At 68.6% G+C, this 23,208-nt stretch carries 22 protein-coding genes and 1 pseudogene; 14 read left to right on the forward strand and 9 right to left on the reverse strand.

The features are described from left to right. Positions 1-86: 86 nt before the first annotated feature. A complete protein-coding gene (gene galT / locus ACQVDU_RS08525) occupies positions 87-1,244 on the reverse strand; it encodes a galactose-1-phosphate uridylyltransferase (protein ID WP_300590731.1) in 1,158 nt (385 codons plus the stop codon). Between the two features lie 55 nt (positions 1,245-1,299). Here galT and ACQVDU_RS08530 point away from each other — a divergent pair, with 55 nt between their 5' ends. After that, a complete protein-coding gene (locus tag ACQVDU_RS08530) occupies positions 1,300-2,307 on the forward strand; it encodes a LacI family DNA-binding transcriptional regulator (protein WP_443476865.1) in 1,008 nt (335 codons plus the stop codon). A gap of 19 nt (positions 2,308-2,326) precedes the next feature. On the opposite strand, the gene ACQVDU_RS08535 is transcribed toward ACQVDU_RS08530, so the two are convergent. Together ACQVDU_RS08535 and ACQVDU_RS08540 are read right to left on the reverse strand one after the other, a co-directional pair. After that, positions 2,327-3,340: an alpha-galactosidase gene (locus ACQVDU_RS08535; RefSeq protein WP_443476866.1), complete on the reverse strand. Its 1,014-nt coding sequence runs from the start codon at positions 3,338-3,340 to the stop codon at positions 2,327-2,329. A 1-nt stretch (position 3,341) separates the two neighbouring features. Further along, positions 3,342-4,466 (reverse strand): annotated as a pseudogene (locus ACQVDU_RS08540) (beta-galactosidase); the annotation flags it as partial. Between the two features lie 139 nt (positions 4,467-4,605). Between ACQVDU_RS08540 and ACQVDU_RS08545 the strand changes: the two are divergent. Continuing rightward, positions 4,606-5,622, forward strand: a complete 1,017-nt coding sequence (locus tag ACQVDU_RS08545) for a LacI family DNA-binding transcriptional regulator (RefSeq protein WP_443476867.1) — start codon at positions 4,606-4,608, stop codon at positions 5,620-5,622. An 18-nt stretch (positions 5,623-5,640) separates the two neighbouring features. On the opposite strand, the gene galE is transcribed toward ACQVDU_RS08545, so the two are convergent. Further along, positions 5,641-6,618: a UDP-glucose 4-epimerase GalE gene (gene galE, locus ACQVDU_RS08550; RefSeq protein ID WP_300590723.1), complete on the reverse strand. Its 978-nt coding sequence runs from the start codon at positions 6,616-6,618 to the stop codon at positions 5,641-5,643. A gap of 115 nt (positions 6,619-6,733) precedes the next feature. Here galE and ACQVDU_RS08555 point away from each other — a divergent pair, with 115 nt between their 5' ends. Beyond that, on the forward strand, positions 6,734-7,756 hold the full coding sequence (locus tag ACQVDU_RS08555; protein ID WP_300590722.1) for an FUSC family protein: 1,023 nt from the start codon (positions 6,734-6,736) through the stop codon (positions 7,754-7,756). A gap of 25 nt (positions 7,757-7,781) precedes the next feature. Here the strand turns inward: ACQVDU_RS08555 and pgm are convergent, their stop codons facing one another. Further along, positions 7,782-9,425, reverse strand: a complete 1,644-nt coding sequence (pgm, locus tag ACQVDU_RS08560; RefSeq protein WP_300590721.1) for a phosphoglucomutase (alpha-D-glucose-1,6-bisphosphate-dependent) — start codon at positions 9,423-9,425, stop codon at positions 7,782-7,784. Positions 9,426-9,469: 44 nt separating this feature from the next. Here pgm and ACQVDU_RS08565 point away from each other — a divergent pair, with 44 nt between their 5' ends. The 11 genes from ACQVDU_RS08565 to ACQVDU_RS08615 all read left to right on the forward strand — a co-directional run bounded on the left by ACQVDU_RS08565 (position 9,470) and on the right by ACQVDU_RS08615 (position 18,139). Next, on the forward strand, positions 9,470-10,117 hold the full coding sequence (locus ACQVDU_RS08565; RefSeq protein ID WP_443476868.1) for a LuxR C-terminal-related transcriptional regulator: 648 nt from the start codon (positions 9,470-9,472) through the stop codon (positions 10,115-10,117). Between the two features lie 37 nt (positions 10,118-10,154). Continuing rightward, the gene (locus ACQVDU_RS08570) at positions 10,155-12,335 is read left to right on the forward strand and encodes a sensor histidine kinase (RefSeq protein WP_443476869.1); all 2,181 of its coding nucleotides are present in this window, start codon (positions 10,155-10,157) and stop codon (positions 12,333-12,335) included. Between the two features lie 42 nt (positions 12,336-12,377). Then, positions 12,378-12,539 carry a hypothetical protein gene (locus tag ACQVDU_RS08575; RefSeq protein WP_300590718.1) on the forward strand — a complete coding sequence of 54 codons (162 nt, stop codon included), beginning with the start codon at positions 12,378-12,380 and terminating at the stop codon, positions 12,537-12,539. A gap of 130 nt (positions 12,540-12,669) precedes the next feature. Next, on the forward strand, positions 12,670-13,299 hold the full coding sequence (locus ACQVDU_RS08580) for an alternate-type signal peptide domain-containing protein (RefSeq protein ID WP_300590717.1): 630 nt from the start codon (positions 12,670-12,672) through the stop codon (positions 13,297-13,299). Between the two features lie 61 nt (positions 13,300-13,360). Next, positions 13,361-13,897 (forward strand): alternate-type signal peptide domain-containing protein, encoded by a 537-nt coding sequence (locus ACQVDU_RS08585; RefSeq protein ID WP_300590716.1) that lies wholly within the window; start codon positions 13,361-13,363, stop codon positions 13,895-13,897. An 8-nt stretch (positions 13,898-13,905) separates the two neighbouring features. Continuing rightward, positions 13,906-14,421 (forward strand): hypothetical protein, encoded by a 516-nt coding sequence (locus ACQVDU_RS08590; protein WP_300590715.1) that lies wholly within the window; start codon positions 13,906-13,908, stop codon positions 14,419-14,421. Between the two features lie 50 nt (positions 14,422-14,471). Next, positions 14,472-15,362: a hypothetical protein gene (locus ACQVDU_RS08595; RefSeq protein WP_443476870.1), complete on the forward strand. Its 891-nt coding sequence runs from the start codon at positions 14,472-14,474 to the stop codon at positions 15,360-15,362. 11 nt (positions 15,363-15,373) lie between these two features. Then, on the forward strand, positions 15,374-16,090 hold the full coding sequence (locus tag ACQVDU_RS08600; protein ID WP_300590713.1) for a hypothetical protein: 717 nt from the start codon (positions 15,374-15,376) through the stop codon (positions 16,088-16,090). After that, complete coding sequence (locus ACQVDU_RS08605) at positions 16,087-16,731, forward strand: signal peptidase I (RefSeq protein WP_300590712.1); 645 nt, start codon at positions 16,087-16,089, stop codon at positions 16,729-16,731. The genes ACQVDU_RS08600 and ACQVDU_RS08605 overlap by 4 nt, the downstream gene beginning before the upstream one ends. Before the next feature lie 11 nt (positions 16,732-16,742). Continuing rightward, positions 16,743-17,711 carry a prephenate dehydratase gene (gene pheA / locus ACQVDU_RS08610; protein ID WP_300590711.1) on the forward strand — a complete coding sequence of 323 codons (969 nt, stop codon included), beginning with the start codon at positions 16,743-16,745 and terminating at the stop codon, positions 17,709-17,711. 8 nt (positions 17,712-17,719) lie between these two features. Then, positions 17,720-18,139, forward strand: coding sequence for a hypothetical protein (locus ACQVDU_RS08615; protein ID WP_443476871.1), 420 nt, complete (start codon positions 17,720-17,722; stop codon positions 18,137-18,139). Here the strand turns inward: ACQVDU_RS08615 and ACQVDU_RS08620 are convergent, their stop codons facing one another. The 4 genes from ACQVDU_RS08620 to ACQVDU_RS08635 all read right to left on the reverse strand — a co-directional run bounded on the left by ACQVDU_RS08620 (position 18,140) and on the right by ACQVDU_RS08635 (position 23,197). After that, on the reverse strand, positions 18,140-19,510 hold the full coding sequence (locus ACQVDU_RS08620; RefSeq protein ID WP_443476872.1) for a cryptochrome/photolyase family protein: 1,371 nt from the start codon (positions 19,508-19,510) through the stop codon (positions 18,140-18,142). Between the two features lie 63 nt (positions 19,511-19,573). Continuing rightward, positions 19,574-20,620, reverse strand: coding sequence for an LLM class flavin-dependent oxidoreductase (locus ACQVDU_RS08625; protein WP_443476873.1), 1,047 nt, complete (start codon positions 20,618-20,620; stop codon positions 19,574-19,576). 42 nt (positions 20,621-20,662) lie between these two features. Continuing rightward, entirely contained in the window at positions 20,663-22,036 is a 1,374-nt protein-coding gene (locus tag ACQVDU_RS08630; RefSeq protein ID WP_443476874.1) for a DUF222 domain-containing protein, read from the reverse strand. A 78-nt stretch (positions 22,037-22,114) separates the two neighbouring features. Further along, on the reverse strand, positions 22,115-23,197 hold the full coding sequence (locus tag ACQVDU_RS08635) for a diacylglycerol/lipid kinase family protein (RefSeq protein ID WP_443476875.1): 1,083 nt from the start codon (positions 23,195-23,197) through the stop codon (positions 22,115-22,117). Positions 23,198-23,208 lie beyond the last annotated feature (11 nt).

Consider the following 23,208-nt stretch of genomic DNA (forward strand, 5'->3'; position numbering starts at 1 on the left):
CCCGGGAGCAGACCACACGCCGAGGGGTTCGGCATCTGTCATGTGGCCGAGGACTGCCAGGGCAGCATCCTGCGGGTCGATCGCGCTCACAGCTGGACCCCCTCGACAGCCTCGCGCAGGCGCGCTGCGGCATCCTCGGGCGGGATGTCGCCGATCCACGCTCCCATCGCGGCCTCGGAGCCAGCGAGGAACTTCAGCTTGTCGGCGGCGCGCCGGGGTGAGGTGATCTCCAGATGCATCCGCACGGTGTCGCGGGCGACGCTCACGGGAGCCTGGTGCCAAGCGGCGATATACGGAGTCGGCGTCTCGTAGAGGGCGTCGATTCCGCGCAGCAGACGCAGATAGATGCCGGCGAGTTCGTCGCGTTCGGCATCCGTGGACTCCGCGAAGTCGGGGACGTGGCGGTGCGGCATGAGGTGCACCTCGATCGGCCAGCGGGCGGCGAACGGGACGTAGGCGGTCCAGTGCTCACCGGCGAGGATGACGCGACCGCCCTCTCGCTCGAAGTCGAGCACGCGCTGCATCAGATCGGGAGAGGTGCGCGAGATGTTCTCGAGCAGACGACGAGTACGCGGGGTGACATACGGGTAGGCGTAGATCTGGCCGTGCGGGTGGGGCAGAGTGACCCCGATAGCCTCACCGCGGTTCTCGAACGGGAACACCTGCTCGACGCCCGGGAGGGCAGACAGGGCGGCGGTGCGATCCGCCCACGCTTCGATGACGGTGCGGGCGCGGGTGACCGACTGGGTTCCGAACGATCCGGTGTGCTCGGGGCTGAAGCAGACGACCTCGCAGCGGCCGACGGAGGTGCGCACGCTGCCGAGGCCGAGGGCATCGAGATCATCGAGACCGCGGGGCGGGTTCGATGCTTCCGGTGCGTCGCCGTGAGCCTCGGTGAGGGCCGGGCCAAACGAGGGCGAGCGGTTCTCGAAGACCGCAACGTCGTAGCGCGACGGGATCTCGGACGGATTCGTCGGCGTCTGCGGGGCGAGGGGATCTAGCTCTGCCGGCGGCAGGAAGGCGCGGTTCTGCCGCGCGGCGGCGATCGAGATCCAGTCACCGGTCAGGATGTCCTGGCGCATCGTGGCTGTTGCCGGGCGCGGATCGAGTGCTCGCTGATCGATTCCGCGATCGGCACCGAGTGTCGTATCGGGATCGTCGTAATAGAAGAGGTCTCGCCCATCAGCCAGCGTGGTGTCGCGTCTGACGACGCCGGCGCCGAGGGCTATCGGTTCCCGAAGCATGTTCACGATAACACGCTAATGCTCGGCCGTGATATCGTCAACATCGGAGGGCCCAATGACCCAGCAACGACGTGCATCCATGGCCGATGTCGCAGAACTGGCCGGCGTGTCGACGCAGACCGTATCGCGGGTTGCCAACGGTAGCCCGCGCGTGGACCCCGCGACGCGCGCTCGTGTCGAGGCAGCCATGGCCCAGGCCGGCTATCGAGTCCACCGGGCAGCCCGGGCGTTGCGCACCGGCCGCACCGGCGTCGTCGGGGCCGTCGTGTCGACCCTCGCCACGGTCGGTAACTCCATGCTGCTCGAGGCCGTCGTCGTCGAGGCCTCTGCGCGTGGCTATGCCGTCGCCGTCGCACGTATCGGCGAGGGTGGCCCAGCCGAGGCCTTCGAGCGGCTCCGCGATCAGGGCGTGGATGGGGCAATCGTCGTCAATGAGGCCTCGGCGCTTCTTCGTCAGAGCGAGTTGCCCACCGACCTGCGGCTGGCTGTGGTCGATTCACCGCCTGACGACCGATACGCGGGGGTGGAAACCGCCCACGCTGCCGGTTCAGCAGCCGCGACGGCGCACCTTCGTGAACTCGGGCATCGTGTCATCGCCCACATTGCCGGGCCGGAGTCGTCGTACGCCGCAGCCGAACGTGAGCGCGGGTGGCGTGAGACGCTCGCGGCTGCGGGTCTGAAGCCGGGCGCGCTGTTGCGCGGCGCGTGGGACTCGGCATCCGGCTACCGGGCGGGCCTGCAGCTTCTCGCGAACCCCGACGCCCATGATCCTGTGACGGCGGTTGTCGTTGCGAACGATCAGATGGCGCTCGGCGTCTTGCGGGCGGCCTCCGAGCTCGGCATCCTTGTGCCCGAGCAACTGAGTGTCGTCGGATTCGACGATGTGGCGGATGCCGCGAACTTCACTCCCGCCCTCACCACGGTGCGCCAGCGATTCGATCTGCTCGGTCAGCGCGCGGTAGCCGCGGTGCTCGACGGCGCAGAAGCCGGGTCCCGCGCGGTGATCGAGGCGCCGCTGGTCGTGCGCGGCAGCACTGCCGCGCCCTTCGCGCAGCCTGCCTGACGCGCGTCGGCGCTCCGCGTCACGCGGGTTCCCGGATGAACTCCAGCAGGAGCGCGCTCCCAGGGTTCATGACCGGAAGAGGCAGCCCCGCCTCGCACAGCATCGCGCCAGATGCCGACAGCGGCCCGTCCAGCCACGCTGGCGAGAGCACCTGGTGCGGATCGGCGCTCGTGAGCTCATCGCGTTCGCGGATTAGGTATCGGGATGCCGGATCCAAGCCCGGTATCGGGATGCGCATCGCTGCGGCATCCGGGCCCGTCGCCAGCTGCACCCAGGCGAAGACGGCATGAGCGGCATCCGGCGCCACCACGCCGTGGAGAAGGTTCGCCTCTCCGGGAAGATCGGCGCGCACCGTCGTGCCGGCGTGCAGCAGCGGCCGCAGCTCGCGATACAGCGCGCTCCAGGCGCGGAGGGCGTCGAGCTCGGCATCCGTGCACTCGGCGAGATCCCACTCGATGCCGGCGTGCCCGAACAGGGCAGTGGCCATCCGGAACCCGAGTGATGCGCTGCGGTGGGTCGTGTGAGCGCGCTCGGGGCCAATGTGCGCGCCGACCAGTTCGGGGGGCAGCAGAAGCCCTGTCCAGCGCTGGATCGCCTGCCGTTCGATGGGGTCGTTGGTGTCGGATGCCCACACACGCTGCGTGTGCTCAAGGACGCCCAGGTCGACGCGGGCTCCGCCGCTCGCGCACGACTCGATCTCCAGTGCCGGATGCCGTCTGTGCAGCTCATCCATGAGGGAGTAGACGGCCTCGACCTGCGCGTGCACGCTCGCCCGTCCCGTCGCCCGCGACACGGCCGCGTGCAGGTCGCGGTTGTGGTCCCACTTGATGGCATCGACGCCGGTTCGCGTGATGACGGCATCCATCTGTTCGAGGACGTGCTCCCACGCCTCGGGGCGCGTCAGATCAAGCACAAGCTGATGGCGCCAGAGCGCGGGATCAGCGTCGCGGCTCAGGATCCAGTCCGGGTGCTCCCGGACCAGCTGTGAGTCGGGGTTGACCATCTCGGGTTCGAACCAGAGGCCGAACTGCATTCCCAGCTCGTGGACGAGGTCGGCGATGGGGCCGAGGCCACTTCTCAGCGCCTTGGGCTGAGGCCCGCCACTGGAAGAAGCAGATGCCATCGGCGCCGCGGGCGATGTGGCTCGCCACGTTTCGGACGACTTCGCCCGGCGCTTTGGCGAGGTTGTATGGCTGCCAGTTCACGGCGCTCGTCGAGGTCTCCATGAGCAGCCAGGGCTCACCACCCGCCAAGCCTCGCGTGAGGTCGGCGGCGAAGGACAGCTCGGCAGCGGGATCCGGGAGGCGCCGATCGAGGTAGTGGTCGTTGGCGATGACATCCATCTCGCCAGCCCAGGTCCAGTAGTCCTGCGTGCGGATGTGGGCGGTGACCATGAAGTTGGTCGTGACCGGGGCGGCGCTGTGTCGGCGGATGATCTCGGCCTCGGCGCGGTACAGCTCGAGCCCCGCGTCCGAACTGAACCGTGAGAAGTCCAGCAACTGCGCGGGGTTTCGCAGCGACAGCGTCGCGCGCGGGGGCAGGACCTGCGCCCAGTCGGTGTAGCGCTGGCTCCAGAAGTTGGTTCCCCACGCCGCGTTGAGGGCGTCGATGGTTCCGTAGCGCGACTGCAGCCAGGAGCGGAAGGCGCCGGCGCTTTCGTCGCAGTAGCACAGCGCGTTGTGGCAGCCGATCTCGTTCGAGACGTGCCAGAGGGCCAGCGCGGGGTGGGCGCCATAACGCTCAGCGACGGTCTCGACCAGGCGTGCCGCGTGCTCGCGATAGATCGGTGAGCTCGGGCAGAACGCCTGGCGTCCCCCGGGGTAGCGGCGGGTTCCGTCGACGGCCATCGGCAGGGTCTCGGGGTGCGCGGCGCTCAGCCACGGCGGGGGTGAGGCGGTCCCGGTGCCGAGGTTCACGCGGATGCCGTTCTCGTGCAGCAGATCCATCATCGCGTCGAGATCGGTGAAGTCCCAGACGCCGGGGGCGGGATTGATGGCCGACCACCCGAAGATGTTGATCGCGACCAGGTCGATGCCGGCGTCGCGCATCAGCGCCATGTCCTCGCGCCAGGTGGCGCTGTCCCACTGCTCGGGGTTGTAGTCGCACCCGAACAGCACTCCCGGGGTCGGGACGAGGTCGGCGACGGTGGCGGCGGGCATCCGGTGGCGCTCCTTTGCGAATCTGTGCACGTGCACACATTCGAGTCTCAGAGAACCCTGACAAAAATGTGTGAACGTGCACAGATTGTCATGAGCGGCGCCCGAGTGTCAAGTCCCGACCCTCGATAGGCTGTCGACCATGGCTCATCCGGGGGTTCCGCCGCGTCGCAGCACCGTGCATGATGTGGCCCGAGCAGCCGGCGTTTCGCGGGGCACCGTGAGCCGGGTTCTCAACGGTGGATACGTGTCGGATGCCGCTCGCGAAGCGATCGAGCGAGCCATCCGAGACGTGGGTTATGTCCCCAACAACGCCGCCCGAAACCTCGTTCGCCAGCGCACGCAGGCGGTGGGCTTCATCGTGCACGAGCCGCACGCGCTGTTCCTGGAGGACCCGAACATCGGTGGCATCATGCTCGGTGCGAATGCGACTCTCTCGGATGCCGACTACCAGATGGTGTGTCTCGTGGTGGACTCGGTGCGCGACACCGACCGTGTGGCCCGGTACCTGTCCGGCGGCTTCGTCGACGGCGTCGTGATCGTCTCTGCGCGCCACGAGGATCCCATCACGGATGTCGTCGAGCGTCTCGCGCTTCCCGCGGCCTTCGTCGGGCATCCGCCGGGCATCAATGCCGCCTGGGTCGGAGTGGATAACAGAGGGGCGGCACGCGCCCTCACGCTGCGGTTCCGTCAGACCGGTCGCCGTCGTATCGGGATGATCGCCGCCGCCCTGGACCGCGACTCTGGTGCCGACCGCCTCGCGGGTTTCCGCGATGCGATGGGAGAGGACTTCGCCCCGGATCTCATCGAGCAGGTCGAGCTGTACTCCTATGCCGACGGTGTTGCCGGTATGACGCGGTTGCTGCAGCGCGCGCCGGATATCGAGGGAGTCTTCGCGGCTTCGGATGCCGTGGCCGCGGGTGCTATCGAGGCAATCAAGGCCTCCGGGCGTCGGGTTCCCCGCGATATCGGCGTCGTCGGGTTCGATGGCAGCACGTGGGCGCGGCGGACGGTTCCCGCCCTGTCAACGGTCCATCAGCCAGCCGAGGGAGTGGGCCGTGCGGCGGCAGCGACGGTTCTCGCTCAGCTTGCGGGCCAGGACGTCCCCGACGCGGGGCAGTTGCTCCCCACGCCCGTCATCTGGCGCGAGTCCGCGTAGGCTGTCGGTCCCGCGCGCTCAGCTCGCGTTCTGGCGCGCTTCCCAGCCGGTGCGCACCATCTCGTCGACCGTGTAGCGCATCTGCCAATCGAGGTCCCGTGCCGCCAGCTCGCCGGTGGCGACGATGCGGTCGGGGTCGCCCGGGCGGCGGGGGCCGATCTCGGCCGTGAAGTCCACGCCGGTGACGCGGGCCATGGCATCCATGATCTCTTTCACACTCAGCCCGTTCTGCGAGCCGAGGTTGTAGGCGGCCTCGACCGGTTCGCCGGCTGCCAGGCGCTGCGCGGCGACGACGTGAGCCGCGGCGATGTCGCCGACGTGGACGTAGTCGCGCACGTTCGTGCCGTCGGGGGTGTCGTAGTCGTCGCCGTTGATGCGCGGCGTCTCGCCGGCGATGAGCTTTTCGAACACGATCGGGAAGAGGTTGTGCGGGCTCGTGTCATAGACCGTGGGATTTGCCGAGCCGACGACGTTGAAGTAGCGCAGCGACGTGTGGCGCAGCGGGGCTGCCGAGTCCGCGGTCGCGCGGGCCTGGTCGGCGATCAGCCACTCACCGATGAGCTTCGACTCGCCGTAGGGCGACGCGGGGCGCTTGGGCAGGTCTTCGGTCACGAGCGGCACATCGGGAGTGCCGTAGACGGCGGCGCTCGACGAGAAGACGATGTTCGAGACATCCGCCGCGGCCATCGCCTCGAGAACGACCCGGGTACCTTCGACGTTCTGCGCGTACGTGTGCAGGGGGCGCTGCACCGAGACGCCCGCGTACTTGAAACCGGCGACATGGATGACGCCCTCGACGCCGTGTTCGCGCATGGTGGCTTCCAGTGCCTCGCGGTCGAGGATGGATGCCCTCACAAAGGGCACGCCCTCGGGGACGAAGGCGGCGTGCCCGCTGGAGAGGTCGTCGATCACGACGGGGGACAGACCCGCCGAGGCGAGCGCGCGGACGACATGGGCACCGATGTAGCCGGCACCGCCGGTGACAAGCCAACTCATGAGATCCATTCTTCCCCCATTCGACAGCATCGCCGCGCGTCCCCGAACACGTGCGGCGGCGCGTGACGAGATCCCCGCCCGTGGACCTGCTCGCGCGCTCCCTAGGATTGTGCCGATGCGAGACGTGCTGAAGAGCCTGATCACGTTGCGCCCGCCGGGCGGACCGCGCTGGCCGCACGCGCTCCAGGCGGCGATCGCGCTGATGGCCCCAATTCTCGTCGCGATCGCGTTCGGTGATCCGCACATCGGCTACCTGGCTGCGGTCGGCTCGTTCACCGCGCTCTACGGCGCGGCGTTGTTGCCGATCGAGCGTGTCAAAGTGCTGCCGTTCGTCGCCGTCGGGCTGCTCGGGTGTGCGGCCCTCGGCGCAGTTCTCGGCGGATCGACCGCGTCGACGCTCATCGGTCTCGTCGTCGTTGCGGCGCTCGCCGCCGTGTTCGTCTTCGGCTTCAGCCTCGGACCGCCCGGCGTGATGTTCTTCATCCTCGTGTACGGCATGGTCGCGCACGTCGTCGCTGTGAAGCCGGGCACCGACACTCTGCCCCTCCTGGCCGCGATCGCGGGTGGATGCCTTTTCGCGTATATGTTGTCGATCTCCCCGATCGTCCTGCGGCGCCATCGCGAGGGCGGGCGGCCACTGCGCGAACTCCTGCCTGTCCCTGCCTGGGAGGAACGCGGTCTGACACTCTTGTCGCGCACGGTCCTGGTCGCGGCGGTCGGAGCGGCAGCGGGCATCATCATCGACCCGGTGCGCTCATACTGGATCGTCGCGGCGGGCGTCGTGGTCGTGGGGATCTCGGTCGAGCGCGAGCAGATCATCGGGCGCGGCATCCACCGTATGGTCGGCACCGTGCTGGGCGCGGCGTTCTATTTGGCCTTCACCTTCGTGCCCTGGATCCCGCTGTGGGTCGCCGTCGTGCTCGGGCTGCTGCAGTTCTTGATCGAACTGTTCATCACGCGCAACTACGCACTGGCGCTGATCCTCATCACTCCGCTCGTGCTCTTGCTGACGGGCGCGGCCACGGGCGACATCGGGTCGCTGGATGTCGCGCTCGAGCGCCTCATCGACACGATCGTCGGCTCGACACTGGGCGTTCTCGCCAGCTTCCTGCCGCGGGTCAGGCGCCGTGCCCGCTGATCAGAGCAGGCTGGGAACCGCGGGATCAGATCCCTGCAAGGGCTGCCGCCACGACCGCGCGCGCCTCTTCCTGCACCTGGCGCAGGTGCTCTTCGCCCTTCAGCGACTCGGCATACAGCTTGTAGACGTCCTCGGTGCCGGAGGGGCGCGCGGCGAACCACGCGCTTGCGGTCTGCACCTTGAGTCCGCCGATCGCTGCGCCGTTGCCGGGAGCGTGCGAGAGCTTTGCCGTGATGGGCTCGCCGGCGAGCTCGATCGCCGTCACCACGTCGGGGGAGAGCTTGGCGAGCGCCGCCTTCTGCGCCGGGGTCGCCGGGGCATCCACGCGCTGATAGACGGAGGCTCCGAACTCGGCCTCGAGCTCGGCGTACCGCTGCGAGGGGGTCTTGCCGGTCACCGCGAGGACCTCGGATGCCAGCAGGCAGAGAATGATGCCGTCCTTGTCGGTGGTCCAGACCCCACCGTCGAACCGCAGGAACGAGGCGCCCGCGGACTCCTCGCCGCCGAAGGCGACCGAGCCGTCGATGAGGCCCGGAACGAACCACTTGAAGCCGACGGGCACCTCCACGAGGGTGCGTCCAAGCGACTCCGCGACACGATCGATGATCATCGACGACACCAGCGTCTTACCGATCGCGGCATCCTTCGACCATCCGTCGCGGTGTGAGAACAGGTAGTCGATCGCCACCGCGAGGAAGTGGTTCGGGTTCATGAGGCCCGCGTCCGGGGTCACGATTCCGTGGCGATCGGCATCCGCGTCATTGCCGGTGAGGATGTCGTAGTCGTGGCGCTTGGCGACGAGCGACGCCATCGCCGAGGGGGAGGAGGGGTCCATCCGGATCTTCTCGTCCCAGTCCAGGGTCATGAAGCGCCACGTCGGGTCGACCTCGGGGTTGACGACCGTCATCTCGAGCTCGTACATCTCGGCGATGAGCGCCCAGTACTCGACCGATGCCCCACCGAGCGGGTCGGCGCCGATCCGGATGCCGGCGCGTCGGATCGCGTCGAGGTCGATGATGTTCACCAGGTCTCGCACGTACCCGTCGCGGAAGTCATACGTGCCCAGCGTCGAGCGGTCGATGTTCGAGAACGGGGTGCGGTGCACGCCCGCAAGGCCTGCGGCGATCAGCTCGTTCGCGCGCGCGGCGATCCACGATGTGGCATCCGTGTCGGCGGGGCCACCGTGTGGCGGGTTGTACTTGAAGCCGCCGTCACGAGGCGGGTTGTGGCTCGGGGTCACCACGATGCCGTCGGCGCGTGCCGGATCATCGAGCGCGCGACCGCGGTTGTAGGTGAGGATCGCGTGGCTGAGCGCCGGGGTCGGGACCCAGGCGTCGCGGGAATCCACGAGCACCTCGACGGCGTTGCCGACGAGCACCTCGATGGCCGTGCGTTCGGCGGGAAGGGACAGCCCGTGCGTGTCACGACCGAGGAAGATCGGTCCGGAGATGCCCTGTGTCGCGCGGTAGTCGACGATCGCCTGCGTCGTGGCGAGGATGTGGTCCTCGTTGAAGCTCGTACTCAGCGACGAGCCGCGGTGGCCGCTCGTGCCGAACACGACCTTCTGCGCCGGGATCGAGACATCCGGTTTCAGGTCGTAGTACGCGTTGGTCAGCTCATCGATGTCGATGAGGTCGGACGGTTCGGCGGGCAATCCTGCGCGACTCATGGCACCAGTCTGCCTGGTTTGCGCGTGTGCGCGATACTCTTTCCATGGCTGTTCCCGCGCGCATTGCGATCGTCGACGACCACGAGTTGATCGCTCTCGCCGTGCGCGGGCTGGTCGATGCGTCCGAGCATCTCGTCTTCGAACGCCACGTCGCCTCGGTTGCAGACCTCGTCCGCCCGATGCCGGATGCCGACCTGGTGCTTCTCGATCTGAATTTGCGCGACGGCTCGAGCCCGAGCGAGAACGTCGAGGCCGTCCGCAGCTGGGGCGCCGAAGTGCTCGTGCTGACCTCGGCCGAGAACCCCTATCTCGTGCGGGATGCCTCGCGCACCGCGGCACTCGGCATCGTCCGAAAGGCCGCGCCGAGCCCGGTACTGCTGGGCGCGATCGAACAGGCTGCCCGCGGCGAGATGGTCGCGACGAGTGAATGGGCGTCGGCCCTCGACACCGATCCGCTGTTGAAGGCTGCGCCTCTGACATCCCGCGAGCGCGAGGTGCTGTCGGCATACGCCTCGGGACTGGGAGCGAAGGAGGTCGGCGAGCGCTTGTTCGTCAGCGAGAACACGGTGCTCGATCACCTCAAGCGCATCCGTTCGGTGTACCAGCAGCTCGGTCGCCCCGCGGCCACGAAGATCGACCTCTACCAGCGCAGCGTCGAAGACGGGCTGATCCCGGCACCGATTCGTGACTGACGGGATCGAGCGCAGGCGCACTCGCGGAGCGCCGGGCGTGGGCCCCTCCGAGCTCGCCGCACGCCGAGTCGTCGCCGTTAGCGCGGCGATCATCGCGCTGATGACAGCCGCGATCACGTGGGGACTACTGCTCGGGGATGTCGAGCGCGGCCTGCCGGGCTGGTATCTCGCCATCGGCGGAGCCGCCAGCGTCGCGTTCATCCTGTCGGGAGTGCTTGCGCCGTGGTTCGGCGAGCGGATGCTGCGGACCGCCGCGACCATGAGCCTGGCCGTCTACGTCGCGATGATCCTCGCGTTCCCGATCGCCGCGCTGCAGGCCGGCGGCGTGGACCACGTGCCCTGGATGCTCACCCCGAGCGCCGCGGCGATCGCGGCGGCTCTGCTCGTGGGGCGACTGCGGGTCGCCTGGGCGACGCTCGCCTTCGCGACCATCAGCACCCTTGTCTACCGATTGTCGATCGGTGGGTTGAGCGCCGAGACCATCGTCAACGACTCGCAGGTCGCGCTGACCGGGGCGGTGATCTGCGTCATCTGCGGGCATGTGCTCTCGATCAGTCGCGAGCTGGATGCCGCGGCATCCACTGCCTCGTGCACCGGCGCGCAAGAGGCTGCTGAGCGTGCCCGTTTGTCCGCGCGGCGGCGAGCGGCCGCGGTCGTGCACGACGAGGTCCTGACGACCCTCGCCGTCGCGGGATCGGGCATCGAGGTGCCCCGTGAGGCGCTCACGCGTCAGGCGAAGACGGCGGTAGGCGCGATGGCGGCGCTGACCCACGAGATCCATGACGGGCGGTCGGGCCTGCGTGAGGCGCTCGCGGATGCCGTCGCCGAGATTCGTGGCGAACTCGATGCGGGACGTAGCCGCGTCGCGTTCGAGGTGCGGGCCGACGACCCCGGTGAGGTACCCGGCGTGGCGGTCGAGGCGCTGGTCGCCGCGACCCGTCAGGCACTGCGCAACAGCGCGCGACACGCGGGCGCGGGGGCAGACATCCGACTCACCCTGTCGGCCACCCCGGAACGCATCGAGATCGAGGTCGTCGACGACGGCGTCGGGTTCGACCGCGCGGCACTGCGCGACGACCGGTTGGGCGTGCGGGTGAGTATCGAGCAGCGGGTGCGTGACGTACCCGGTGGCTACGCGCAGGTGGACTCGCGGCCCGGCGCGGGCACGCGCGTCGTTTTGGGCTGGCAGGCGATGGGACGCGCCGAGGCCCGCCCCTCCGCTGCGCTGGCGGCGGGCGATCAGCGGGCCCTTGAGCGCGGACTCGTCGCGATTGCCGTGATCTTCGTCGCGGGACAGGCCGCCAGTGCGCTCGCCGTCGCGCTCGCTGCACTGTCTGTCGGCCCGGCCGCAGGATCATCGATCGGCGCAGGCTGGTGGGCACCGATCCTGATTCTGCTCGGCGTGCTTGCGTCCTCTGAGATTCTGCGCTTCTCGAAGACGAACCTGCCGAGCCCTGCGCGCGCGCTCGTCTTCGTCGTGAGCACGGTGGCGACCGTTGTGATCGGCGCCACGCTCGTGCCGTTCACGTACGCCGACATGTGGTTCGTCACCGCGGCCGCTTTTCTGCTCGTCGCGCTCGCCCTCCGCTCGCGTGCGGGAGCCGCGCTGATGGGACTGGCGGGACTTGTCGCCGTCGTCGTGGTCGCGGGGATCGCCGAGGGAGCGCCGCTCGCGCTGCTGGCGAACGTCGCACTGCGCCCGGTGGTGCTCGTCGTGTTGGCATCCGCACTGCTGATCGCCGTCGACCGGATGCAGCATCGCACCAGGGCGCTGCTCGCGCGCACTGTGGACGTGACCCGCCGCACCGCGTGGGAGGCGGCCTCGCGCGCCGAGGTCGAAGAACGCGCTGCGGCTCTGGAAGAGCGCATCGCGCCGACGCTGCGGATGATCGCCCGAGGTGAGCCGTTGAGTATCGACGAGCAGCGTCGGTGCCTCGCGCTGGATGGCGAACTGCGCGACGAATACCGGGCCGGTGCTCTCGCGCGCTCGCCCCTCGTCGAGGCGGTGCGCGCCGCCCGCGAGCGGGGTGTGGATGTCGTGCTGCTCGACGACAGCGACGCGCCGATCGTGGACACCGACCTCGACGACCTCGCACGCGAGATGACGTCTTTACTGGCATCCACGCGCGCGCAGTTCGTCGGACGATTGCTGCCCGCCGATCGTGGACGGCTCGCGACGGTCACCGTCGACGGTAGAACCACCGACCTCGGGGGCTGAAGTGACCTCGAGCCCGGCCGGAGCCCACGTAGCCTCTGCCGAATGGAGTCTGGGTGGATCGTCGCGATCGCGCTGGTGATCGCCGGATGGCTGCTGGTCGCCGTGATCGGGATCGTCCGTGTCGCCTCGCGCCAGCTCGATCGAGACGTGGAGCCTGACGGTGATCCCGAGCGTGCTCTCGACGCTGATTCTGACGTGGACTGACCGCGGAGCGGGCGTCGCATGAGAAACCACTGGAGCCGGTGGGAGAAGCGCCGTCGGCGAGGCATCCGGTGTTCGTAGCGTCTGTCGTGGGTTTTGACAACGCAACACACACTCACGAAAGAGGCTCCTCATGAAAAAGATGAACAAGGCGGTGAAGGGCACGATCGCGGTGGGCGTCGCGGGTGCGCTTCTCATGGGCGGTGCGGGTTCGCTCGCTTACTGGCAGGTGCAGCAAGACGGCGGGGCAATCAACTTTCAGACCGGTTGGCTGACGATGCAGGCAGGTCGCGCGAAGACGTGGACCGTCAACGGTGAGACGCTGCCGAGCAACGAGGACTTCAGCAATATTCGTGTCGTCCCGGGAGACACGCTGGTCTACACCGAGGAAGAGCGCATCGAGATGGGTGGTACCAACCTCTTCGTGAGCGTGACGCCCGAGATGGGGACATTGACCGCCACCGATGGCCCCGACGGCCTCGACACGACCGCTGGGGTGAATGCGGCGCTCAACGTCAGCTACACGCTGACCGCTAAGCCTGGTTCCGGAGTCGGGGTGCAAGAGACCACCACGCCCGGTGTCTACAACATCACCGGCTCGGGAATTGGCGACCTCATCGTCACCGTCACAATCGACTGGCCGGAGGGATCGAACGTGCAGGAGGGCGGGGCGATGTTCAGCCACGTCGATATCTCGAACACGACGATCACCCTTCAGCAGGTCCCGGAGCCGATGTCGACGCCTTCCACCCCGCCGGTCTAATCCGAGGCATCCGCGCCCTCTCGAAGCCTTCCCCGCTCCCGCCTGCCCGAAAGGCCTCCCCATGAAGCGCATCCTCGTCGGCGCTCTGGCGCTGTGCGTCGCGGGTGCGCTGTGCCTGGGCGGGAGCGGATCGATGGCGTTTTGGGAGGTGCAGGAACAGGGTGGTGCGATGACCTTCCAGACGGGAGGTCTCGAACTGAGCGCGGGGGACGCGGCATGGACGTCGGAGGGACTCCCCGTGACCTCCGCCTTCCACGCCGCCCCGGGCACGTCCCTGACCTACACGCAGGAGTTCGACGTCGTGATGGAGGGGGACTCCCTCGCCGCGACGGTCGAATTCAACCCGGGGGCGATCACCCAACCGGCCGGCGCGAACTACGTCGTCACGGCCGAAGACATCACCGGTGTCGCGGAGCCCTCGGGCACCGCAGGCGTGTGGAACGTGACCGGCAGCGGCACGCTGACGCTGAGCTTCACGCTCACCTGGGCGCGCGGTGACGCGCTGAACAACGCCGGGCAGGGCGGCACGATCTCGGTCGCTGCCGGAGAGCTGCTCATCACACAGGTCGCGAACGAGAGTGGAGCGGGCGAGTCGTGAGGGATGCCATGAACGAGAGCCGTCGCCCCCGTCGACGTCTGCTCACCGGGGCCCTGCTTGCGACGGCGGCGCTCGTCGCCGGAGTTTCGGTGGCGCAGGGCAGCCTCGCGTACTGGAACGACGCGGAAGCTTCGGAGGGCATCACCGTCACGTCCGGCACTGCGTCGCTGGAGGTGACGGCGCCGGTGTGGCTGTCCAGCACGGTGAGCGCCGTCTACCCCGGTAGTTCTTCTATGCGATTCGGCAACGGTGCCGTGGAAAACACCGGCACGGTTCCCCTGGCGGTTACGGTGAGTCGTGTCAGCGCGGACGCGTTCGCCGAGGCCCTTGTGATCAACGTGGGGCTGGTGCAGGGAGACTGCCAGCCGGGGACGCCGCTGACGTCCACCACGGCGACGCTCGCCACGCTGGATCCGGGCGATTCTTACACCCTGTGCGCATCGGCGTCGCTGCCACTCGAAGCGAGCGTGGGCGTCAGCGCAACGACATCCGTGACGCTGACCGTGACGGGAGTGCAACCGTGAGACTTCGACGATCGAAGCGCGGGGATCATCCCGCGAGGCGTGGTCGTCCGATGGCCGTCCTCGGTGTAGCGGCAGCGCTCGTCATCGGTGCGCCGGTCGCCGCCGCCGCATATTGGGGGGCAACAGCCCCGGCGACGCTGTCGATTGCCGGTGCCCCGTTCGGGATCACCGCCACCAACTCGGGCCCGTCCTCGGCCACGATGACGAGTGTCGGGGGAGCCGCGACGCAGGCCGACGTCGCGTTCGTCGTCAGCTCCGTGGCGGGAGCGCCACAGTGGAGCGCCTCGGCGTGGATCCTCCCTGGCCACAACATCGCGGGCATCGTCACCACGTCGTGGGCTGCGTCGAAGACAGCGACGTCGTGTGACGGTCTCACGTACACCGAGGTCAGCGGGGGTGCCGTGACGCTTCCGGCGCTCGCGGACGGTGCCACCGCGCTCGTGTGTGTGCGAGTCAGTATGGCGAGTGTTCCTGCGTCGGCAGACGGGAAGTCGGTGTATGTCAGCTTCATGCCCTACGCGCAGCGGGGCGGATGGTCGGCGACCGCCAGTGCCTACGCGACTGTCCACGTGGAGTATGAACCCGTGCCGGTCGGCATCTGCGAACCGACAACCGACCCGTGGTACGTGGGCTATGAGGATGCCGTCGACTTCTTGCTACCGGACGGCGCGCCCTATCTGCCGGTCGAGTACACAGTGCGCGCTGGTGACCCTGTCTGGGGCCAGATCGTGAAGTCGTTCTCGGGTGACGAATTGGGGAACAACGGGCGTCCGACACTCGGCTCCTCCGATCTTCAGAACGTGGACCCGCCGCTGCCGCTCGGGACCTACACGTTCTATGTGATCCAAGGCGGAACGCTGCCTGTCGCCCAGTTCACGGCCACGCTCGTCAATGACATGTGGTATCCCAACGTCGTATGCGGGGAGGTGGCACCGTGGTGAGGGGTGGGTGCGTGACGCGGATCGCGGTCGCGACGTTCCTCAGGATGGTCCTCACGGTGCTGGTCACACTCGCCGCGGTGCTTGTCCTCCCCACCGCGGCGCACGCCGCCGACGCGGTGCCCACTGCTGCTCCGCCTGCCCCGGTCGAGTACTCGACCGACGGTGTCACATGGTCGGCGACGCCGCCGGCATCCGTGTTCCCGACGTCGTGGATGCCGGTGCCCGGCGCCTCCACGACCGCAACCCTTTACATCCGTGCCGCTCGCCCCGGCAACACCGTCGTCGCGGTCTACGCCGGCAACGCGGCATCCACCGATCCGGTGCTGCTCGCCTCGACCGCGGTCGCGGGGCCCGACGGTGAGGATGTCAGCCTCTCGAGCATCCCGACCTGCCGCGCACTCGCACCGCAGACGGTGCTCGCCGAGGGCGCCGTGGTCGGCATCCCGCTGACGGTGTCGCTCGCGCCCGACCTCACGACGGCGCAAGACACCGCGCTGAGGATGGACATCCTGGTCGATCTCAGCGACACCGGCGTCCCCACGCTCGTGGGCGGGTGCCCGGTGAATCCTGACATCCTCGCGGCTTTCCCCGGCGGTACCTCGCAGTCGGCCCTGGGAGGGACCGGCGGAGAGGTGCCGGTCGTGACGGTCGCCGCGGCGGCCGGGGTCGTTGCCTGTGGGCTGGTTGCGTGCGCGATCGCGCTGAGCATGCGGAGGCGGGAATCGTGACGCTCTCGTCTCCGAATCCGGCGCCGACCCCGGCGCCCACGCCGATCCCAGCGCCGGTGGGGCATCTGGCCGACCGGGACCGTCCACTGCGCTGGTACGTCGGCCGCGGCCTCGCCTATGGCCTGTTCGCCGTGGTCGCGCTGGTGGTGGCAGTCGTCGTGGTCGTGCCCGCGGTTTTCGGGGCGACCGCCTATACGATCACGGGGCGGTCGATGGAGCCCGCTCTGCCGGTCGGAACCCTCATCGTCACCCGTCCGGTCGACCCGGCTGAGATTCGGACTGGTGACATCATCACCTTCCAGCTCGAGTCGGGTCAGGCCGAGGTTGCCACGCACCGGGTCATCGGTGCGCAGAGCACGGCCGATGGCACCGCTGCCTTCGTCACGCGAGGGGATGCGAACGACGTCGCGGACTCCACGCCCGTGATCGCCGATCAGATCCGTGGACGACTCTGGTATTCGGTGCCGCTGGTCGGGTGGGTGAATTACGTGCTCACCGGGCCGGTGCGGGCCGTGATGCTGCCCCTGGCGGTCGCGGCCCTCTGCGGCTACGCGGTGTGGATGTTCTACGGCGCGTTCCGTGATCGCCGACGCCCGGCCGCCACGCCCCAGGACTCCCCGCCAGAGCACACCCCGGTCTAGGCTGGGTGGCCGTGACCTTCAACGCGAGCACGGCCGTGCCCGACACCCGCCGCACCTACAGCTTCCTCGGGCCCGCGGGAACCTTCACCGAGGCAGCGCTCGCGCAGGTGCCCGAGGCGCGCGGCCAGAACTGGCGGCCGGTGCGCAACGTCGGCGAAGCGCTCGCGGATGTCGTCGAGGGCCGCTCGGATGCCGCGATGATCGCGATCGAGAACTCGGTCGACGGTGGGGTTTCGACCGCGCAAGACGCCCTCGCGACGATGCCCGGACTGCGGATCGTCGGCGAGTACCTCGTTCCCGTCGAGTTCGTGCTGGTGGGCCGACCCGGCACGCGACTCGAGGATGTGTCGCTGGTGGCTGCGCATCCCGTGGCTTACGCCCAGTGCCTGCGGTGGCTCACGGCGACCCTGCCCGCCCATGCGCATATCCCTGCAGCATCGAACGTCGCGAGCGCTGTCGGGCTCATCGACGGCACCTCTGATGCGGATGCCGCGATCGCCGCTCCCGGCATCCTGGAGCACCTCGACGTCGAGCTTCTGGCGGAGGGGATCGGCGATAACGCCGAGGCCGTGACGCGGTTCGTGCTCGTCAGCCGGACGGTGGCGCCGCCCGAGCCGACCGGTGCCGACAAGACCTCGCTGATCGCCGAGCTGCCCGACGATCACCCTGGTGCGCTGCTGGAGATGCTCGAGCAGTTCGCGACCCGCGGGATCAACCTGAGCTTGCTTGCCTCCCGGCCCATCGGAGATGCCCTGGGCCGCTATCGATTCGTGATCGACGCCGACGGGCACATCATGGACGAGCGCATGGCCGATGCTCTGCTGGGGCTGCGGCGTTTCAGCCCCAAGGTGATCTTCCTCGGCTCCTACCCCCGCGCCGACCACGCGATCATCCGTTACCCCGACCGGTACTCCGATGACGTGTTCGTCGAGGCCCGCGACTGGCTGCGCGGGCTTCTCTCGGGCGAACCCGACCGCTGAAGCGCGCAATGGAAGCTCTCGCTCCGGTCGCGGCCTGGGTCGCTGTCGTCCTGCTCATTGTGCTCGTCGGATTTCAGGTCGCGCTCGCAGCGGGGGTGCCGTGGGGGAAAGCGGCGTACGGCGGCGCATCCGCGACGCTCACGCCGGCGCAGCGGGTCTCCAGCGGCGTCGCTGCAGTGATCTGGGCGCTGGTGGCGTGGTTCTTCCTTGCCCTCGCGATCCCCGCGCTTGCCGGGCCCGTTCCCGATTCGTGGCAGATCGTCGTGCTGTGGGTGCTCGTCGCGCTCTTCGCGATCGCCACGGCGATGAACGGTATCTCGCGGAGCCGCATCGAACGCGCGATCTGGACGCCCGTTTCCGCCGTTCTCCTGGTGTGCGCTCTGGTGAACGTCTTTCGTGCCCTCGCGCTCTCGGGCCTGGCCGGCTAGTCAGCGCGAGTTCTTGACCGTCTCGTAGGCGGCGAGGGCGGCGTCGCGGGTGGCCTTGAGGTCCACGATCGGTTCCGGTGCGTCAACACCGGTGTGCTCAGGAGCCCACCGGCCCACGTAGGCTCCGTCGGGATCGAACTTGGCTGCCTGCAGCTCCGGGTTGAAGATGCGAAAGTACGGTGCGGCATCGGCGCCGGAGCCGGCAACCCACTGCCAGCTGAACGGGTTGGAGGCGGCATCCGCGTCGACGAGGGTGTCCCAGAACCACTGCTCGCCCTTGCGCCAGTCGATCATCAGGTTCTTGGTGAGGAAGGATGCCGTCACCATCCGCACCCGGTTGTGCATTGTTCCGGTGTGCCAGAGCTCGCGCATGCCGGCGTCTACGAGTGCGACGCCCGTTCGTCCGTGCTGCCAGGCCTCGAGCCTGGCGGGGTTCAGTCGGGGCCAGGGGAACGCGTCGAACTCGGACCGCCAATTCTTGGTCGCAAGCTCGGGGAAGTGGAAGAGGATGTGCCACGCGAACTCCCGCCAGCCGACTTCGGTGAGGAACTTCTGCGCCGCGGTCGCGTGGGGACCCTGCGCGTGCCGGGCGTTGGTCTGATGCCAGATCTCGTGCGGGCTGATCTCGCCCCACCGCAGGTGCGGGGAGAGGCGGGAGGTCACGGCGCGGTCGGGCCGGTCACGTTCTGCCGCGTAGTCGGGCAGATCGTCGGCGAGGAACGCTTCGAGCCGGGCGTGAGCTGACGCCTCGCCCGGCTCCCACGTCTCGCGGAAACCCTCGGCCCAGTCGGGGTCGGTGGGCAGGAGCTGCCAGTCGGTCACGTCGTCGCTGTCGATGGCGGGTCGGGCGCCGCGTGCCCCTGTGGGGGCAGGAAGCGGCTCGCGCGGTTCGGGGAGTGCCAGGCACGCCTTCCAGAACGGCGTGAAGACACCGTACTGTGTGCCCGACCCGGTACGGACAGTCCACGGTTCGAAGAGCAGGTTCGCGCCGAACGAGCGCACATCGAGCCCGGCATCCCGCAGCTGGGACTTCAGCTGGGCATCGATGTCGCGCTCGGGAAGGCCATAGCGTCGGTTCCAGTAGATCGCGTCAGCGCCGATCTCGGCGACGAGCTCGCGGATCATCTCGCCCGCGGCTCCTCGCCGCAGGATGAGAGTGATGCCGAGCCCGTGCAGCTCGCCCTCGAGGGCGCTCAGGCTGTGGTGCAGCCACCAGCGGCTGGCGCCGCCGAGGGGTCGGATGCCGGGGGACTGCTCGTCGAGGACATACACCGCAACGATCGGTTCGCCCCGCTGCACAGCCTCGTGAAGAGCGGGGTTGTCACCGATCCGCAGGTCGTCTCGGAACCAGACGATCGTGCGAGAGGTCACCCTGGGATGCTAGCCGCGCCCGAGTACCGTAGGGCCCGATCGTGCGGTATTCAGCGGCGGAGATTACGCTGCCGCGAGCAGGTCGAGGGTTCGAAGGCGGGCGGGTGCGGCATCCATCGGGTCGCTGTCGTGTGCTGCGGCGACCGGCGAGATCATGACCTCATCTACCTGCCACCGGGTTGCGAACTCTCGCAGTCGCTCGGTCACGGCGTCTGGTGTGCCGATGAACCAGCGCTCAGCTGCCCAGGACTCCAGAGGCGCCGCCAGGCTGTCGGCTGCCTCGGCGGCGTGCGCCTGCTCGACGGTTTCGAGCGCGATCAGCGGACGCCCGCCGCGAAGCCGCGCCATCATCCGCACCTGAGGGAGGGCAAGCGCGCGGGCTTCGGCATCCGTGTCTGCGACGACGACGTTTGCCGTGAGGAACGTCCTCGGGGTGTCGCCTTCTGCTGCGGGTCGGAACTGCGAGCGGTACAGGTCGAGCGCCCGTTCGAGACCGTCTCCGGAGAAGTGGTTGGCGAAGACGTAGGGAAGACCCAAGGATGCCGCGAGCTGCGCCGAGTAGTCGCTGGAGCCGAGCAGCCAGACTTCTGGTGCGGCGGTCGCCGCGGGGGTCGCGCGGACGGCGTACTCCTGGCCGGAGGTGAAGCGCAGGCTCGCGCCCTCAGGGGAGGCAAGGGCGAGGATGTCGCGGATGTTGTCGGGAAAGCGGTCGACGTCGCTCGTGGTTCCGGACTGCCGCAGGAGTTGCGTGATGACGGGGTCGCTTCCGGGTGCGCGGCCGATGCCGAGGTCGATGCGTCCCGGGGCGATCGCTTCGAGCGCGGCGAACTGTTCGGCGACGACGAGCGGCGAGTGGTTCGGGAGCATGACACCTCCCGAGCCGAGGCGGATGCGGGAGGTGCGCACCGCGGCTGCTGCAACCAGGACCGGCGGAGTTGTCGAGGCGACGGCCGGCATGTTGTGGTGCTCAGCAAACCAGTAGCGCCGGTACCCGAGTCGGTCGGCCGCATCGGCGGTGGCGAGGGAAGCGGTGACCGCCTGTGCGCTGGTCTGCCCGGTGCGGACCGGCACGAGGTCGAGGACGGAGAGGGCAAGCGGTGCGGCAGACATCGCTCCATGCAACGCCGGGCGGCTCGATCCCATTCCGGTGCGTCAGAAGGGCGCTGGTTCGCTCTGACTATTCGTGGGGCCGTCTGGTGGGAAGTGCACCGAGACCGGCGGCGGACGGTCCGTGTAGATCCGGCCGGTCGGCGAGGTGAACTGAAGGATGCCGCCGTCGAGTTGCTGCACCTGCCAGGCCGTGAACTGCTTCATCGAATGATGTCGCTGACAGAAATGGCAGAGATTCCCGTGCTCGGTCTTGCCACCCTTGGCGTAATCGTCGTTGTGGTCGACCTCGCAGCGGACGGCGGGAATGCGGCATCCGAGTGTCCGACAGTGTTGATCCCGGGCCCGAAGCCAGCGGTCGAGCGCCGCGGGCCTGGCATACCCGTCTGCTGCCAGCACGGTGCCGCTGACCGGGTGGGTGACCAACCGCTCCCACCAGGTCGAGCCAGCGGCGAGCTCACGCGCCGTCTCGGGGTCGATGGGAGAGTGCCCGACGAGGTCGGCGGGTCCGGCGGTGTCGATGTCGGTCAGGGTGAGCGCGGGGATGACGATCTGCACCTTCGCCCGGATCGCGCCGAGCGGGCCTTCTCCGTCTCCGGCGACGGGGTCGGCAACGGGCGAACCAGCGAGGAGCAGCTGTGCGAACAGATCGGCCCGGATCTGATCCATCGTGCGGGCATCGCCGGTGAAGACGTTCCCGTGAACGTTGGGCCCCTCCTCAGGGGCAGCCGGGCTTGGCCGCGAATCGATGACTGCGCGCGCCATCTGGGTCAGCCGGTCGTCGATGCCGACAGCGATCACGGTCGGCACCGGCGCGCAGACCTCGCTCATTCCGTCTGACAACGGCCTGATCCGCACGGCGCGCCCTTCGCGTGCATCCTGGTGGCGCTCCTGCGGCGTGCGGGGGTGCATGCGCTCGGCGAGGATCATGACAGCGGCGCGAACCCGGTTCGCCGAGTCGGTCAGGCATCGTTCGGTGGCCAGCCGGTCGAATTCGGCGCGCACCTCGGCGGGAAGCGGGGCGCCAGCCTCGACGACGAGGGTGACGTGCTGACGGGTGATCGCCGCGGTCTCGCGTGCCGCGAGCAGGGTGGGGTAGTCCTCGACGAGCTGAACGGCGTCATTGATCTGGCGCTGCATCGACCGGTCACTGACCCGCGAGGCGGCGCCCAGTTCCAGCGCGATCGACCGCAGCGCCATGTCGTGGGCGCGCACCTTGGCCGTCTGGCCCATCGCCTGCTTCCGCGCCAACTGGCCGGCGCGAGCGAGGACTCGCACGCGAGCTACCTCTTCGCGAGCTGCCCGAATCTCGACGTCTTCGAAGTCGGCGACGATCTGGCACAGGGCGCCGAGGTCGGCATCCGTGTACCCGATCACCGGTCCGATCGACCGGTCACCCTTCCCGACATTCGAAGACATGTTCTAATGATGACAGGGGCCTCGGACATTGAACCGGCGGCCTCGGCCGTGCTCAAACACCGACACGAACCTGCGGACTCACGCTCCGCTGATGTCGTGACCGGCGGGGATCGCGATGACGAGGCCCTTCTGCTCGATGCGGCACTCGATCCGCACGGCCTCGCCGAACTCGTCTCCATCGAGCTGCACGGGCTGGGCTGCCTCCGGCATGATCTCGACGGTCGTCCCGCGGGAGTAGACGATCGCGTTGTCAGCGGTCCGCAATTTCAGGAATGCCCGGCTGCGGTGGAAGTGGCGGCGCAGGAAACCGTTGATCCATGCGACCCTGCGCCACACGAAGAACCAGCCGAAGAAGCCCTTGGGTTGGATGACCGCGACATCCAGCTGACCATCAGCGACCGACGCCTCGGGGATCAGCGACAGGCCAGCGGGCAGCGACCCGCAGTTGGCGAACAGCACGCTCTGCACGCGGGCGGTCCGCATCCGCTGTCCCGAAACCTCGTACAGAATGCGAAACGGTTTGGCGCTCCACAGGGACCGAGCCGCTCCGTCGACGTAGGCAATCCAACCGAGGCGCTTCTTGAGATCACTGTTCGTGTTGGCGATCATCGCGGCATCCATGCCCATGCCGCCCATCACGACGAACGCGTGCTCGTGGCGCGAGCCGTCGGCGCGCCGCAGCTCCGCGATACCGACATCGATGGTCTCGTGATCGCCGGAGAAGGTGGCTGTCACCATCGCGTCGGGCGGCGAGAGGGGGAGCTGCAGGTTGCGCGCGAGGAGGTTCCCTGTTCCCGACGGCACGATCGTCAAGGGAACGCCAGTCCCGGTGAGCGCCTCGGCTACCGCCCGGACGGTGCCATCGCCGCCGGCAACGAGCACGGCATCCGCTCCGGCTTCCAGCGCTTCGCGGGTCGCGAGCTGCCCGAGATCGTCGACTGTCGTCTCAAAAAAGAGCGGGGGTCCCCATCCGGCGGCGGCGGATTCGCGCTCGACCGATGCGCGGATGGCATCCTGATCGACCTTGATCGGGTTATAAACGAGAGCTGCCCGTTTGACATCCCCCGGCTGCGCCTCGTGCCCGGCGGAATCGACGGGTGAATCGGTGCCGGGATCGTTGGTCGGCGCTGCTTCCTCATCGGATGCGGAAGCGTGCGTCATGCACACACGAT

This window comes from Microbacterium sp. F2 (assembly GCF_052274505.1).
Classification (GTDB): Bacteria; Actinomycetota; Actinomycetes; order Actinomycetales; family Microbacteriaceae; genus Microbacterium.

What these genes read in the sequence shown, in the direction of transcription:
- ACQVDU_RS08565 (WP_443476868.1), top strand. Translation starts at nt 9,470, where the DNA reads ATGGCTGTTCCCGCGCGCATTGCGATCGTCGACGACCACGAGTTGATC.
- ACQVDU_RS08630 (WP_443476874.1), bottom strand. Translation starts at nt 22,036, where the DNA reads ATGTCTTCGAATGTCGGGAAGGGTGACCGGTCGATCGGACCGGTGATC.
- ACQVDU_RS08555 (WP_300590722.1), top strand. Translation starts at nt 6,734, where the DNA reads ATGCGAGACGTGCTGAAGAGCCTGATCACGTTGCGCCCGCCGGGCGGA.
- ACQVDU_RS08530 (WP_443476865.1), top strand. Translation starts at nt 1,300, where the DNA reads ATGACCCAGCAACGACGTGCATCCATGGCCGATGTCGCAGAACTGGCC.
- ACQVDU_RS08590 (WP_300590715.1), top strand. Translation starts at nt 13,906, where the DNA reads ATGAACGAGAGCCGTCGCCCCCGTCGACGTCTGCTCACCGGGGCCCTG.
- galE (WP_300590723.1), bottom strand. Translation starts at nt 6,618, where the DNA reads ATGAGTTGGCTTGTCACCGGCGGTGCCGGCTACATCGGTGCCCATGTC.
- ACQVDU_RS08585 (WP_300590716.1), top strand. Translation starts at nt 13,361, where the DNA reads ATGAAGCGCATCCTCGTCGGCGCTCTGGCGCTGTGCGTCGCGGGTGCG.
- ACQVDU_RS08595 (WP_443476870.1), top strand. Translation starts at nt 14,472, where the DNA reads ATGGCCGTCCTCGGTGTAGCGGCAGCGCTCGTCATCGGTGCGCCGGTC.
- ACQVDU_RS08580 (WP_300590717.1), top strand. Translation starts at nt 12,670, where the DNA reads ATGAAAAAGATGAACAAGGCGGTGAAGGGCACGATCGCGGTGGGCGTC.
- ACQVDU_RS08545 (WP_443476867.1), top strand. Translation starts at nt 4,606, where the DNA reads ATGGCTCATCCGGGGGTTCCGCCGCGTCGCAGCACCGTGCATGATGTG.
- ACQVDU_RS08625 (WP_443476873.1), bottom strand. Translation starts at nt 20,620, where the DNA reads ATGTCTGCCGCACCGCTTGCCCTCTCCGTCCTCGACCTCGTGCCGGTC.
- ACQVDU_RS08575 (WP_300590718.1), top strand. Translation starts at nt 12,378, where the DNA reads ATGGAGTCTGGGTGGATCGTCGCGATCGCGCTGGTGATCGCCGGATGG.
- ACQVDU_RS08535 (WP_443476866.1), bottom strand. Translation starts at nt 3,340, where the DNA reads ATGCAGTTCGGCCTCTGGTTCGAACCCGAGATGGTCAACCCCGACTCA.
- ACQVDU_RS08635 (WP_443476875.1), bottom strand. Translation starts at nt 23,197, where the DNA reads ATGACGCACGCTTCCGCATCCGATGAGGAAGCAGCGCCGACCAACGAT.
- ACQVDU_RS08615 (WP_443476871.1), top strand. Translation starts at nt 17,720, where the DNA reads ATGGAAGCTCTCGCTCCGGTCGCGGCCTGGGTCGCTGTCGTCCTGCTC.
- galT (WP_300590731.1), bottom strand. Translation starts at nt 1,244, where the DNA reads ATGCTTCGGGAACCGATAGCCCTCGGCGCCGGCGTCGTCAGACGCGAC.
- pgm (WP_300590721.1), bottom strand. Translation starts at nt 9,425, where the DNA reads ATGAGTCGCGCAGGATTGCCCGCCGAACCGTCCGACCTCATCGACATC.